This is a genomic window from Rhizobium sp. BK275 (assembly GCF_014193555.1).
Taxonomy (GTDB): domain Bacteria; phylum Pseudomonadota; class Alphaproteobacteria; order Rhizobiales; family Rhizobiaceae; genus Rhizobium.
In genome coordinates this window covers 534,014-547,197 of the sequence record NZ_JACHZL010000001.1, presented here as the reverse complement: position 1 = coordinate 547,197, position 13,184 = coordinate 534,014, and the positions used below count along the sequence as shown (strand labels likewise).

13 protein-coding genes are annotated in these 13,184 nt (G+C 61.1%); 7 read left to right on the top strand and 6 right to left on the bottom strand.

Annotated elements, in window-relative coordinates:
* The first annotated feature begins 41 nt into the window (after positions 1-41).
* Complete coding sequence (gene hutC, locus FHT82_RS02450) at positions 42-767, top strand: histidine utilization repressor (RefSeq protein WP_183725984.1); 726 nt, start codon at positions 42-44, stop codon at positions 765-767.
* 235 nt (positions 768-1,002) lie between these two features.
* Here hutC and FHT82_RS02445 read toward each other — a convergent pair whose 3' ends face one another.
* A complete protein-coding gene (locus FHT82_RS02445) occupies positions 1,003-2,025 on the bottom strand; it encodes a LacI family DNA-binding transcriptional regulator (protein WP_183725982.1) in 1,023 nt (340 codons plus the stop codon).
* Positions 2,026-2,298: 273 nt separating this feature from the next.
* Here FHT82_RS02445 and FHT82_RS02440 point away from each other — a divergent pair, with 273 nt between their 5' ends.
* From FHT82_RS02440 to FHT82_RS02420, 5 genes are all read left to right on the top strand, one after another.
* Entirely contained in the window at positions 2,299-3,345 is a 1,047-nt protein-coding gene (locus FHT82_RS02440) for a sugar ABC transporter substrate-binding protein (protein WP_183725981.1), read from the top strand.
* A gap of 68 nt (positions 3,346-3,413) precedes the next feature.
* A complete protein-coding gene (locus tag FHT82_RS02435) occupies positions 3,414-4,235 on the top strand; it encodes an ATP-binding cassette domain-containing protein (protein WP_210276645.1) in 822 nt (273 codons plus the stop codon).
* Positions 4,232-5,491, top strand: a complete 1,260-nt coding sequence (locus tag FHT82_RS02430) for a sugar ABC transporter permease (protein WP_183725979.1) — start codon at positions 4,232-4,234, stop codon at positions 5,489-5,491. Before FHT82_RS02435 ends, FHT82_RS02430 begins: the two co-directional genes overlap by 4 nt.
* Positions 5,492-5,516: 25 nt before the next feature.
* Positions 5,517-6,245 (top strand): SDR family oxidoreductase, encoded by a 729-nt coding sequence (locus tag FHT82_RS02425; RefSeq protein ID WP_183725977.1) that lies wholly within the window; start codon positions 5,517-5,519, stop codon positions 6,243-6,245.
* 116 nt (positions 6,246-6,361) lie between these two features.
* Positions 6,362-7,996: an FGGY-family carbohydrate kinase gene (locus tag FHT82_RS02420; protein WP_183725975.1), complete on the top strand. Its 1,635-nt coding sequence runs from the start codon at positions 6,362-6,364 to the stop codon at positions 7,994-7,996.
* 29 nt (positions 7,997-8,025) lie between these two features.
* Here FHT82_RS02420 and FHT82_RS02415 read toward each other — a convergent pair whose 3' ends face one another.
* Positions 8,026-8,922, bottom strand: coding sequence for an AraC family transcriptional regulator (locus FHT82_RS02415; RefSeq protein ID WP_183725973.1), 897 nt, complete (start codon positions 8,920-8,922; stop codon positions 8,026-8,028).
* 296 nt (positions 8,923-9,218) lie between these two features.
* On the opposite strand from FHT82_RS02415, the gene FHT82_RS02410 reads away from it, so the two are divergent.
* The gene (locus FHT82_RS02410) at positions 9,219-10,670 is read left to right on the top strand and encodes an aldehyde dehydrogenase (protein ID WP_183725971.1); all 1,452 of its coding nucleotides are present in this window, start codon (positions 9,219-9,221) and stop codon (positions 10,668-10,670) included.
* Between the two features lie 52 nt (positions 10,671-10,722).
* Here FHT82_RS02410 and FHT82_RS02405 read toward each other — a convergent pair whose 3' ends face one another.
* From FHT82_RS02405 to panC, 4 genes are all read right to left on the bottom strand, one after another.
* Complete coding sequence (locus FHT82_RS02405; protein ID WP_183725969.1) at positions 10,723-10,959, bottom strand: hypothetical protein; 237 nt, start codon at positions 10,957-10,959, stop codon at positions 10,723-10,725.
* A 55-nt stretch (positions 10,960-11,014) separates the two neighbouring features.
* On the bottom strand, positions 11,015-11,257 hold the full coding sequence (locus FHT82_RS02400) for a DUF982 domain-containing protein (RefSeq protein ID WP_183725967.1): 243 nt from the start codon (positions 11,255-11,257) through the stop codon (positions 11,015-11,017).
* Positions 11,258-11,436: 179 nt separating this feature from the next.
* Positions 11,437-12,258: a 3-methyl-2-oxobutanoate hydroxymethyltransferase gene (gene panB, locus FHT82_RS02395; protein ID WP_183725965.1), complete on the bottom strand. Its 822-nt coding sequence runs from the start codon at positions 12,256-12,258 to the stop codon at positions 11,437-11,439.
* A complete protein-coding gene (panC, locus tag FHT82_RS02390; RefSeq protein ID WP_183725963.1) occupies positions 12,255-13,130 on the bottom strand; it encodes a pantoate--beta-alanine ligase in 876 nt (291 codons plus the stop codon). The genes panB and panC overlap by 4 nt, the downstream gene beginning before the upstream one ends.
* Positions 13,131-13,184 lie beyond the last annotated feature (54 nt).

The window sequence follows — 13,184 nt, the reverse complement described above, 5'->3', positions numbered from 1 at the left end:
CTTCCCAGGCGGTACAGCGGGAGAAGAGCCGGAGCGCGACGATGAATGAATCCAAGGAAACGACCTTACACCAGCGTATACTTAGCGATATCGAGGGCCGTATCGTCTCGGGCGAATGGCCGCCAGGCTACCGCATTCCGTTCGAAGTGGAACTGACGAAGCAATACGACTGTTCCCGTATGACAGTGAACAAGGCCTTGACCCAATTGGTGAAGGCGGGTCTCATCGAGCGCCGCAAGAAATCCGGCAGTTTCGTCATGCAACCGCAGGCCCAGGCTGCAGTGCTTGAGATCCATGATATCAAGGCAGAGGTCCAGTCCCTCAATCTCGCCTATTCCTACAAGGTCGCAAAGCGCGTTCGCAGAAAAGCACAGGCGCAGGACCGCCAGATGCTGGACCTGCAGCAAAATTCCAGCCTCATCGAAGTCATCTGTACGCATTACGCCGGATCGAAGCCATTTTGCCTGGAAAAGAGGTTGATCAACCTTCAAACCGTGCCGGAAGCAGCGAATGAGGAGTTCGAGCATACGGCGCCCGGCCCGTGGCTTCTGAGCCAGGTTCCCTGGAGTGCCGCCGAGCATAAGATCTTTGCTATTGGTATCGATGAAGACGAAGGTGCCATGCTTTCCATCCCCGAGGCAACGGCCTGTCTCGTCGTCGAACGACGCACCTGGAACAAGTCCGGGCCGGTGACGCATGTGCGCTTCGTCTATCCCGGAAATCGACACGCGCTCTACGCGCGCTTCACACCGGAAACAGTGAAATAGGCTTGATTTTCAAATGAAAAAGCGTCCGGTCACCTCGTATGACCGAACGCCTGTTGTTGCCGCCGCAATGGGTCGACGGCTTTCCCATAGAAAACGATTTTCCTGGCGTCAACATCACTAAACAAGGGTATTGAGAAAGTCGACGCTTACGATCAAACGGTGGACGACCATCGGTCCGGGTGATCCGGTCGACAGAACGAAGAATCGACAAAGCGACTGGGCCAGCGCGGAGCGTTTAAGCCTCCTGCGCTTCCGGAATGAGCGGCGGCACCTGGATGACGACAGGTTTGTTCGCCCCGGATTCGATGAGCTCGAACACTTTCGTCAGCATGCCCGGTACATCCTGGCGCACCATCTCGATGCCGTTGCCGAGCAGGGTGACGAAAGGATCCCAGTCGAAGCAGCCGAGGACCAGGCTGCGGTCGTCGAGGTGGCCGGAGCGGCGGATCCAGCGCATGACACCTTCAAGGGAGATCGTCGAGTTGACGAACATGCCTTTCGGCGCGTCGCCGCCAAGCGCACGCTCGTCCAGCGCCTTTTCGGCTTTTTCCGGCGCGTAACCGCAGGCAAGGATATTCTCCTCGTGAACGGCGACACCGAGATCCGCATGCGCCTCGCGAAAGCCTCTTATACGTTCGGCCGTGTTGTGGTCGCTGCCGCGCCCACCAATGAAGAGCAACGGCTCCATCTTCCCGAGCCTCAGCTCGCTGTTTTTCAGAATACGGCGCGTCAGCTCCCGCGCGCCGGCAAAATTGTCCGATATGACCGACGGGGCAAGGGCGCCGGGCAGGTCGAGATTAAGGCTGCGCACGCCGGCCGCCGCACACATTTCAGTGATCCGGTCGGGATCGGTCGCGCCCGTCGCGATCAGGCATTCGACCTGATAGGAGAGCATAGTGCGCGCCGCCTCGACCTCCAGTTGGGGGTCACGCCGCGTGCAGGTGATGATCGGGAAGAGGCCGCGCGCACGCGCCATGTCTTCGAAGGTTTCGACGATCGAGCCGAAATAGCGGTTGTCGTATTTCGGCACGATCATGCCGATAATGTGGGACTTTTCGCGCCTAAGAAGGCTCGCCTGCATGTTCAGCGCATAACCCTGTTCCTCGGCGATCCGCATGATCTTTTCGGCAAGCTGGGCACTGATCCGGCGCTTCTTCCAGTTGCCGTTGAGCACTGCGCTGACGGCGCTCGCCGATGTGCCGGCAAGCTCCGCCAGATCATAGATCGTCGTCCTCTTCGTCTGCCTCACCTGATTCAAAATGTCTTCTCCGTTTGACGGTAACTTGACATCAATCGACGGAAGTGGCAATTCTTGCTTCATCGATTGAGCAAGCTTGCACAATCGATGATACAAGCCGACCGGAAAAGTCGGCACAGGGAGGTATTTCTAAGAAGCTGCGGAAAGGTTGTGCTTTTGCAGGGGCGCTTTGCTCGTCGTTTTCATGGCGGCGAAGGCGGCGGCAAGCGGGCGAACCGTAGTGACTTCCAGCAATGCCTGGGCCTGTCTTTTAATCACACCAAGGAGGAGAAAATGAATTATCGCAATTTGCTTATGGCGTCGGCGACCGTTTTCATGGGTCTTGCCGGTGCCGCCTCGGCTCAGGAAGCTGCGACCGTCGCTTTCCTGATGCCCGACCAGGCATCCACCCGCTATGAGCAGCACGATTTCCCCGGCTTCAAGGCCGAGATGGAAAAGCTGTGCCCGAAGTGCACCGTGATCTATCAGAACGCCAACGCCGATGCTTCTCTGCAGCAGCAGCAGTTCAACTCGGTGATCGCCCAGGGTGCCAAAGTGGTCGTTCTCGACCCCGTCGATTCGGCCGCTGCCGCCGGTCTCGTCGAGATCGCCCAGTCGCAGGACGTGAAGGTCATCGCCTACGACCGACCGATCCCGGACAAGCCGGCTGATTACTACGTTTCCTTCGACAATGAAGGCATCGGCTACGCGATTGCCAAGTCGCTCGTCGAGCACTTGAAGGCTGCCGGTGTTGCCGATGGCGCAGGTGTGCTCGAAATCAACGGCTCGCCGACCGATGCGGCCGCCGGCCTGATCCGCGACGGTATTCATCGCGGCCTCAAGGAATCCGCCTATAAGACGCTCGCCGAGTACGATACGCCGGAATGGGCACCGCCGAAGGCACAGGAATGGGCTGCCGGTCAAATCACCCGTTTTGGCGCCGACATCAAGGGTGTCGTTGCTGCCAATGATGGCACGGCCGGTGGTGCGATTGCCGCCTTCAAGGCCGCTGGCGTAAAGCCGGTTCCGCCGGTTACCGGCAATGATGCGACGATCGCGGCCCTTCAGCTCATTATCTCCGGCGACCAGTACAACACGATTTCGAAACCATCCGAAATCGTTGCTGCTGCGGCTGCCAATATTGCTGTGCAGATGATCAAGGGCGAAAAGCCGGAAGCCAAGACGACGCTCTACAATACGCCGTCGCAGCTCTTCATCCCCGCCGTCGTGACCGCCGAGAACATCAAGGCCGAAATCTTCGACAAGAAGATCCAGACGCCCGAGCAGATCTGCACCGGCGAATATGCCGAAGGCTGCAAGAAGCTTGGCATCACAAACTAAACGCGCTTGAGTGAGCTCCGGCCGCGCCTGTTGCGGCCGGATGCCCCTATGGCAAGAAGGACTGCCCCATGAGCAGGGATGTGAAGGATATGCCGGAGAAGGGTCAGACGATCCTCCGGTTGAGCAATATTTCCAAGAATTTTGGCGCGGTGTCGGCGCTGACCGATATCGAGCTGGACGTGAAGGCCGGTGAGGTCGTGGCGTTGGTCGGCGACAATGGTGCCGGCAAGTCGACATTGATCAAGGTTCTGGCCGGCGTGCATCAACCCTCGTCTGGAACGATCGAATTCTGCGGTCAGAACGTCACGCTGGATAGTCCGGGCAGAGCGTTGGAGCTCGGCATCGCCACCGTCTTTCAGGATCTCGCGCTCTGCGAAAATCTCGATGTCGTCGCCAACCTCTTCCTCGGCCATGAAATCTCCCCTTGGGGCCTCGACGAGGTCGCCATGGAAGTGCGCGCCTGGACGCTGCTGAGAGAACTTGCTGCCCGCATCCCCTCGGTGCGCGAGCCGATCGCCTCCCTTTCGGGCGGCCAGCGCCAGACGGTCGCCATTGCGCGCTCGCTGCTGCTCGATCCGAAGATCATCATGCTCGACGAACCGACCGCAGCTCTCGGCGTTGCCCAGACCGCCGAAGTGCTGAACCTCATCGAGCGGGTGCGCGAGCGCGGTCTCGGCGTCATTATCATCAGCCACAATATGGAAGATGTGCGCGCGGTTGCCGACCGCATCGTCGTGCTGCGCCTCGGGCGCAACAACGGCGTCTTCACGCCCGATTCATCCAACCAGGAACTCGTCGCCGCCATTACCGGCGCAACCGAAAACGCCGTCTCCCGGCGGATCGAGCGCAAGACGGGCGCTGCCCACGAAACTAGCGGGAGGCCCGCATGAGCCAGAAGATGTCAGAGACTATCCGCCAGCCGGCCGCTCTCGACCGCAGTGATGAGCGCGTACGCCACGATGACAACATTACGGGCATGACCAAGGCCTTCTTCGACCGCGTGCGGTCGGGTGATCTCGGCATGCTGCCAGTTTTCGTCGGCCTGATCGTCATTTCGACGGTCTTTTCGCTGCTCAATCCGGTATTTCTCGCGCCGAACAATCTCGTCAACCTGCTGTTCGACTGCGCCACCGTCGGGGTCATCTCGCTCGGCATCGTCTGCGTGCTGATGCTCGGCGAAATCGACCTCTCCGTCGGCTCGATGAGCGGGCTTTCCTCCGCTATCCTCGGCGTGCTCTGGGTCAATATGGGCTGGCCGATTCCGCTCGCGATCCTGGTTGCGATTGCCGCCGGCATCGTCGTCGGCTCGCTCTATGCGGTGCTCTATAACAGGCTCGGCATGCCAAGTTTCGTCGCCACGCTTGCCGGCCTGCTCGCGCTTCTCGGCATGCAGCTTTATATCCTCGGGCCGACAGGCAGCATCAATCTGCCCTATGCCTCGCCGCTCGTCCGCTTCGGCCAGATCCTCGTGATGCCCGACTGGCTCTCCTATCTGCTGGCCCTGCTGCCGGGTGTCACCCTTGTCGTCAACGAAATGCGCAAGCGTCGCCAGCGTCAGGCCTCCAACCTCTCCTCGCCGCCGATCGGCGCGCTGGCGATCAAGGCGATCGTGCTGACGGCAGCTCTCGAATTTGCCGTCTATTACCTCAATCTCGGCCGTGGCGTGCCGTGGATGTTCGGTCTCTTCGTCGCCATCGCCGTCGTCCTGAATTATGCGCTGACCCGCACCAAATGGGGACGTTCGATGTTTGCCGTCGGCGGCAATCGTGAGGCGGCACGCCGCGCCGGTATCAATGTGCGCCGTATCTACCTCAGTGCCTTCGTGCTCTGCTCGACGCTTGCCACGATCGGCGGCATTCTGTCGGCTTCGCGGCTTGCCTCCTCCAGCCAGCAGGCCGGCACGGGGGACGTGAACCTCAACGCAATCGCGGCGGCGGTCATCGGCGGCACTAGCCTGTTCGGCGGCCGCGGCAGCGCCTACTCCGCTCTGCTCGGCATCATCGTCATCCAGGCGATTTCCAACGGGCTGACGCTTCTCAATCTCAGCTCGTCGCTCCGCTACATGATCACAGGCGCTGTTCTCGCGATCGCCGTCATCGTCGATTCGCTTGCCCGCAGGTCCCGTGTCAGCCACGGCCGCGCCTGATTACGCATTTTCAAGGAGTATTCGCATGACTGATCTCATGAAGGGCAAGGTTGCCGCCATCACAGGTGCAGCGTCGGGTATCGGCCTGGAGTGCGCCCGTACGCTTCATGCCGAAGGCGCAACCGTCGTGCTGATCGATCGGGCCAAGGACAAGCTCGAGGCGCTCTGCAAGGGGATCGGCGAGGGCGCCCTGCCGCTCGTCGTCGATCTTCTCGATGGCCCGCAGGTCTCCGGCATGCTGCCGCGCATTCTGGAATTGGCCGGCCGTCTCGATATCTTCCACGCCAATGCCGGTGCCTATATCGGCGGCCCTGTCGCTGAAGGCGATCCGGATGCCTGGGACCGCATGCTCAACCTCAACATCAATGCAGCCTTCCGCTCGGTCCATGCGGTACTGCCGCACATGATCGCGCAGAAGTCCGGCGACATTCTCTTCACGAGTTCGATCGCCGGTGTCGTACCCGTCGTCTGGGAGCCGATCTATACGGCGTCGAAATTTGCCGTTCAGGCTTTCGTGCACTCCACCCGCCGCCAGGTCGCCCAGCATGGCGTGCGTGTCGGCGCGGTGCTGCCGGGTCCGGTCGTCACAGCCCTGCTCGACGATTGGCCGAAGGCCAAGATGGAAGAGGCGCTTGCCAATGGCAGCCTGATGCAGCCCAAGGAAGTGGCCGATGCCGTGCTGTTCATGCTGTCGCGGCCGCGCAATGTGACGGTTCGCGATCTGGTGATCCTGCCGAACAGCGTCGACCTCTGAGGTTGACAGGTTCGGTTCCGGAATTGCGTGAAAACAAAGAGATAGAGCATTTCCGTTATCAGAAGAAAACGGAAATGCTCTAGAAACCTGATATTGCCGATTTGAATCGAGAGATCATGAGCGACACTTCACACACGTCAGGAGCGGGTGCCAAACATGTCATCGGCGTCGATGTCGGTACCGGCAGCGCCCGTGCGGGCCTGTTCGACCTCAATGGCCGGATGCTTGCCTCCGCCAAGCGGGATATCACGCTCTTTCATGAGACCGGCTCGATCGTCGAGCAGTCGAGCACCGAGATCTGGGCGGCCGTCTGTGCTGCTGTCCGCGAGGTCATTGCCGCGAGCGGTATCGATCCGGCATCCGTGGCGGGTCTCGGTTTCGACGCGACCTGCTCGCTTGTCGTGCTAGGCGAGGGGGGCAGGCCGCTTCCCGTCGGTCCCTCCGAAGATCCGGACCGCAACATCATCGTCTGGATGGACCATCGCGCCGTTCCTCAGGCGGAGCGAATCAACGCGCTCGGCCATGACGTGCTGCGTTATGTCGGCGGCCGCATCTCGCCTGAGATGGAAACGCCGAAGGTCCTGTGGCTCAAGGAAAATCGCCCACAGATCTTCGATACCACCTGGCAGTTTTTCGATCTCGCGGACTTCCTCACCTGGCGGGCGACAGGCGATCTGTCGCGCTCCACCTGCACGGTCACCTGCAAATGGACCTATCTTGCCCATGAGAAGCGGTGGGATGCGTCCTACTTCCACCAGATCGGTCTCGGTGCGCTGGCCGACGAGGGCTTCGCCCGCATCGGCCAGACGATCGTGGAGCCAGGTTCGGCGGTCGGTCAGGGCCTGACTGCAGCGGTAGCCGAGGAACTTGGCCTTACTGCGGGAACAGCGGTTGCTGCCGGCCTGATCGATGCCCATGCGGGCGGGATCGGAACCGTTGGTATTGGCGCCGGCCCACAGGCCAATCTCGGCTATGTCTTCGGTACCTCGTCCTGCACCATGACCTCGACATCAGAGCCCGTCTTCGTGCCCGGCGTCTGGGGTCCCTATTATTCGGCCATGGTGCCGGGCATGTGGTTGAACGAAGGCGGCCAGAGCGCGGCAGGTGCGGCCATCGACCACCTGCTTTCCTTCCATCCGGCTGCCGCCGAGGCGCGGGAGCTGTCGAAGCGCAATGGTGTTCCCCTGCCGGTGCTGCTGGCGGATATGGCTGCGCAAAAGGCGGGCCATGCATCCGACGCTATCAAGCTCGTCGCGGGGCTGCATGTCGTTCCCGAATTCCTTGGCAATCGCGCCCCCTTTGCCGATCCTTACGCGCGTGCCGTCATCGCCGGCCTCGATATGGAAAGGAATCTCGACAGTCTGGTTTCGCTTTATGTCGCCGGCCTCTGCGGCATCGGCTATGGTCTGAGACAAATCATCGACACGCAGGCGGATGCGGGCGTGACCGTCGAAAACATCGTCATCAGCGGCGGCGCCGGCCAACATGATTTCGTTCGGCAGATGCTTGCCGACGCGAGCGGCAAGCCTGTTATCGCGACAACGGCCGAGGAGCCCGTTCTGCTGGGCGCCGCCATCCTCGGCGCCGTCGCTGGCGGTCTGTTTACGGATATGCGTGCGGCGATGACGAAACTCTCGGCGGCCGAGGTAACCTATCAGCCGACGCAAGATGTGGTCGCCGGTCTTCATGCCAAGCGCTACGAGGGCTTCAAGCAACTTCAGGCGCTGACGCGCACCTTGCGGCAATTCTGACATGGTAACTGCCGCCGGCCGCCGATGATTCACGGCCAGGCGGCAAAGGATGGCGCGACATCCTTTGCCGATTGAGCAGCTATCCGGCGACGGTAGGCGCCCGGCGGTTCGCCGACGCGACTCTTGAAGAAGCGGTTGAAGTAGCCGGGATCGCGAAAGCCGAGTCCGAAGCCGATTTGCTCGACGGACTGTTCCGATTGACCGACGCGAAGCTTCGCCTCGGCGATCAGCCTCTCATGGATCAGTTCCATCGGGCTTTTCCCGGTGCCGGCAATGCAAGCCCGGTGCAGATGGTCATAGGTAATGCCCATGGCGCGGGCGATATCGGCGATCGCCGGCTGCTCGCGATAGCGCAATTCGACGATCTGCCGGAAGCGTTGCAGCGTTGTGGCCCCCGTGCCCGATGTCTTCGTCGGCGTCGACGCTCCGGAGGCGCGCCATATCCGCAGCAGCACTACGGAAAAATAAGCGCCGACAACCGCAGCCCCGCCTGGCAGGCGATCACGCCCCTCGTCGGTCATCACGTCGAAGGCGCGGCCGATATCATCCGCATGCCGCGCAAGACTTTCACTCCGAGCCACCACAATACGCTCGATCATGTCATGCAGCTGCACGGCAGCCGGACTGTCGCCGACCATCCTCCAGACAAAGTCTTCGGCAGCCGAGAGCATCGCCCCCTCGCTGCCGGCAGCCAGAACGAATGTTCCCGATACCCGTCGCGGCAGCCAGAGCGCGGCGGGTGCGGGAAGCTCGAGCTCCTCCTGGCCGTCGATGGACAATGTCGCCCGGCCGCGCGAGACGAAGAAGGCTTGATAGAGGGGGCGGCTGTCACGGGCGCCGAGGCTCCAGGTCTGACTGCCGAGGCCGGCGGCAATCGTTGAAGCCGTGACCGAAAGAGCCGGCATATCGAGCAGTTTTTCAGCCATGACGAGCCTCAGCATTAGATCCGGGCGCGCAGCGATATTCTTGGCCGGAAAATCATAGAAAAGTGCAACAAACTGCCAGAAAAATCCATTCAATTTCCGGGCCGACTGGTTCCTACTCAATGCTGAGGAGAGCCTGAAATTCAGGCGATAGGCGAGGAACTTTCAATGAAAAACGTCGATCTCTTGGCGTGAACGCCGGATTCGCATGAGTCCCGGCGATTGCCGGAAACCAGCAGACATCATCGCGCCGATCCCCTTTGCGAGGGCAACCGGGCGCATATCTGAAAGGGAACGAGATGGTTGACCTGATGCTTCTCATGGGCGGCCGTGCCATGCCCGCTTCGAACGGCGCGACTTTCGAACGGTTGAACCCGATTACCGGGCAGCCGGCAACTACGGCTGCAGCGGCAACACTGGAAGATGCACATGCAGTTGCTGCGGCCGCAGCCGCAGCCTTTCCGGCCTGGTCGGCGCTTGCCCCGACCGAACGCCGCAAGCGCCTTTCGAAAGCCGCCGATATCATGGATTCCCGTACCGGCGAATTCATCGCCGCCATGGCGGAGGAAACCGGCGCCACTGCCGGTTGGGCGGGCTTCAACGTTTATCTCGCCGCCAATATGCTGCGCGAAGCCGCCGCCATGTGCACCCAGATCACGGGCGAGGTCATCCCCTCGGACAAGCCCGGCCTGTTGGCTATGGGCGTGCGGCAGCCGGCTGGCGTCGTTCTCGGGATCGCGCCCTGGAATGCCCCCGTCATTCTCGGCGTGCGCGCTGTCGCCCTGCCGCTCGCCTGCGGCAACACCGTCATCTTCAAGGCCTCGGAGCTTTGCCCAAAGACGCATCATCTGATCGGTGAGACATTGCAGGAGGCGGGTCTTGGCGAGGGTGTCGTCAATGTGCTCACCAATGCACCTGCCGACGCCGCGACGATCGTTGAAAAGATCATCGCCCATCCGGCGGTGCGCCGCGTCAATTTCACTGGATCGACCCGCGTCGGTCGGATTATCGCCGAGGTCTGCGCCCGCCACCTGAAGCCCGTCCTGCTGGAACTCGGCGGCAAGGCGCCCCTCGTCGTTCTCGATGACGCCGATATCGGCGAAGCTGTGAAAGCTGCCGCGTTCGGTGCCTTCATGAACCAGGGCCAGATCTGCATGTCGACCGAAAGGATCGTGGTCGACGAGGCAGTGGCCGATAGCTTTGCCGATCAGTTCGCCCGCAAGGCCTCGACGCTCGTTGCCGGTGATCCGCGTCAGAGCAATTCGCCGCTCGGCTCGATGATCGGCCTTGAAGCGGTCAATCGGGTCAATGGCCTGATCGAGGATGCCGTCTCCAAGGGCGCCCGCCTGCTTGCCGGCGGGCGCGGAGCCGGGACGCTCATGGATGCGACGGTGCTCGACCATGTCACGCCGTCAATGCGGATCTACAGCGAGGAAAGCTTTGGCCCGGTTGCCTGCATGGTGCGCGTGCGCGGGCTTGATGAGGCGGTCCGTGTCGCCAACGATACCGAGTATGGCCTGTCCGCTGCCGTCTTTGGCCGGGACGCTGCCCGTGCGATGGAGGTCGCCCGGCGGATCGAAAGCGGCATCTGCCATGTCAACGGCCCGACCGTGCATGACGAGGCGCAGATGCCCTTCGGCGGAGTGAAGGCCTCCGGCTACGGCCGCTTCGGCGGCAAGGCCGGTATCAACGAATTCACCGATTTGCGATGGATCACGGTGGCGTCGCAGCCCGGACATTACCCGATCTGAGGATCGGATTTTTCGGGGAGCGGCTTGGAGGGTATAATATAAGGGTTCCGCCTCACGGGCGGTGGCATACGGTCACGACCTCGGTACGCGGTATGTAGCGATATTCGACAATCATATCGCTGCAATCGAGACGCCGGCGCTCGACATAGTGCGCGCGAATGACGGGCCTCGAACGATGCTTGACGACAGACGACCGCTCATAACCTTGAATCATGTCGGCAGACATGGCCGGGAGGGTGGCAGCCGCCATCATGGCCAGAGATAAGAGCGATATCATCAAGGCGCGCATGCGGCCTCCTCCGTTAAGAAAGAGCGGATGCGGCCTGCGCGTCCGCTTGAAAGGTTCAGTGCTTGGTCAGCTTTGCCTCTTCCGCAGCGGCGAGAAAATGTGCTCTTGCCGTTTCCATGCTGACGCGTCCTTCGACGGCGCCCTTGCAGGCATTGCTTGCCTTGACGAATTTTGCTCCCGTTCGCTGCGGCCACATGTCTTGAAGACAAATGAGCGCGTCGAACGGACCTCTGACGATTTGCGATCCCGCGTGACCGAACTTGATTTCGATTGGTTCACTCCATTGTGCGTTGGGCATTTTTTCTCCTCCTGTCCCGGGCGCCACAACGTCGCAGATGAGAAATTTGTTCCCGCCCCCTCGATCAGTTGGTTAACGGCGGCTTTTGCCGACCCGGCAGCAAGTTGCAATTGCTCCGAAATGCCATGTTTTTTGCAGAAATCGCCAGGCGGAGGCCGGCCGCTTTCAGCGCGGTGCCGTCAGGATCGTTTCTTGAACGTATGCTCCAGCGCCGGGAACCGCCTGGCGCGCACGTCTGCGGCGTAGTCTGCCGCTGCGGCAGAAACGCGTTTTCCCAGTTCGTCGTAACGTTTGACGAAGCGTGGTGTAAAATCGTTGAAGAGCCCGAGCATATCGTCGGAAACCAGGATCTGGCCGTCGCATGCGGATGAGGCTCCGATGCCGATTGTCGGCACAGGGGTGGCGGCAGTCACCTCGCGTGCCAGGGGTTCGACCGTTCCTTCGACGACAAAGGCAAACGCCCCGGATCCGCCGATGGCATGCGCGTCTCGCCGGATTTTCGCGGCTTCGTGTTCGCTGTGGCCGACCGAACGATAGCCGCCTGCGGTATGGACCAGCTGTGGCATCAGGCCGATATGGCCAAGGACAGGAATGCCGCGCGCCGTCAGAAAGCCGATCGTCGCAACCATTTCTTCGCCACCCTCCAGCTTGACGGCATCGCAGCCCGTTTCCTGCAGGATACGAACCGCATTGCGAAACGCGACTTCCTTCGATTCCTGATAGGTTCCGAAGGGCATGTCGACGACGACGCAGGCCTTGCTGACGCCGCGCATGACCGCCTTGCCGTGAGCGATCATCATGTCCAGCGTGACGCCGGTCGTGGTCTCCATGCCATAGAGCACCATCCCGAGCGAGTCGCCGACCAGCAGCAGATCGCAATGGTCGTCGAGGAGGCGGGCGACCGGCGTCGTATAGGCCGTGAGGCAGACGATCGGTGCCGTTCCCTTCATCGCGGTGATGCGCGACGGCGTAAGGCGTTTCTGAAATCCGGGCGTACTCATCGCTCCGCTCCAATTCTTATCAAGCCATGCCCGCCGATCACTCTGTTGTCCAGAAGCCGCGTCGTTCCGATTCGCACGAAGAGGACAACGACGACTGGATCCTTGATGTCGGCGACCGGCTGCAAGTTCGATGCATCCCTGACAGCAACAATCTCTGGATTGGCCAAGGGTTCCTGACCGAGGAACGCCGTCAGGCGATCTTCGAGTTCCCCAGGGTCTCTGATGCCATCAGCAACCAGCCGCTCGGCCTCATCAAGCGTTTTCGGGACAATGACTGCAGCCTTTCGCTCCGCCTCGCTGAGATAGACATTGCGCGACGACAGGGCGAGGCCGTCCTTGTCCCTTATCGTCGGAACCGCGATGATCTCCACCGGCAATGCCAGGTCGGCGACCATGCGCTTGATGACAACGACCTGCTGATAGTCCTTTTCGCCGAAATAGGCCCTATGCGGCTGTACGATGTTGAACAGCTTGCAGACGACGGTCGCCACGCCGGCAAAATGCCCCGGGCGCACAGCGCCCTCCAGCTCGTTACCGATCTGAGACACATCGACCGTCGTCAGCATCGGTTGCGGATACATATCGTCGACAGAAGGAGCGAAAAGCATATTGACTCCCGCCTGTTTCAGCATCTGCGCGTCACGTTCGAGATCACGCGGATATTTGCTGAGATCTTCCGACGGCCCGAACTGCAGCGGGTTGACGAAGATCGATGCCACCAGAATGTCGTTGTGGACCCGCGCGCGCGAAACCAGTTCCATGTGGCCGGCGTGCAGGTATCCCATGGTGGGCACAAAGCCGACAGTCCGGTCATGTCGTCTCAACGCCTCAAGTGCTGAGCGCAACTCGCTGATTTTAGAAAATATTCGCACCGCTTCCTCCACTTCGCGATCATGCAGACTGCAATTGTCGTCCCAGGTCAATGG

Coding starts and splice junctions, on each gene's coding strand:
- FHT82_RS02420 (WP_183725975.1), top strand. CDS start 6,362: ATGAGCGACACTTCACACACGTCAGGAGCGGGTGCCAAACATGTCATC.
- FHT82_RS02425 (WP_183725977.1), top strand. CDS start 5,517: ATGACTGATCTCATGAAGGGCAAGGTTGCCGCCATCACAGGTGCAGCG.
- FHT82_RS02440 (WP_183725981.1), top strand. CDS start 2,299: ATGAATTATCGCAATTTGCTTATGGCGTCGGCGACCGTTTTCATGGGT.
- FHT82_RS02435 (WP_210276645.1), top strand. CDS start 3,414: ATGAGCAGGGATGTGAAGGATATGCCGGAGAAGGGTCAGACGATCCTC.
- FHT82_RS02400 (WP_183725967.1), bottom strand. CDS start 11,257: ATGCCCAACGCACAATGGAGTGAACCAATCGAAATCAAGTTCGGTCAC.
- panB (WP_183725965.1), bottom strand. CDS start 12,258: ATGAGTACGCCCGGATTTCAGAAACGCCTTACGCCGTCGCGCATCACC.
- hutC (WP_183725984.1), top strand. CDS start 42: ATGAATGAATCCAAGGAAACGACCTTACACCAGCGTATACTTAGCGAT.
- FHT82_RS02430 (WP_183725979.1), top strand. CDS start 4,232: ATGAGCCAGAAGATGTCAGAGACTATCCGCCAGCCGGCCGCTCTCGAC.
- FHT82_RS02415 (WP_183725973.1), bottom strand. CDS start 8,922: ATGGCTGAAAAACTGCTCGATATGCCGGCTCTTTCGGTCACGGCTTCA.
- FHT82_RS02405 (WP_183725969.1), bottom strand. CDS start 10,959: ATGCGCGCCTTGATGATATCGCTCTTATCTCTGGCCATGATGGCGGCT.
- FHT82_RS02410 (WP_183725971.1), top strand. CDS start 9,219: ATGGTTGACCTGATGCTTCTCATGGGCGGCCGTGCCATGCCCGCTTCG.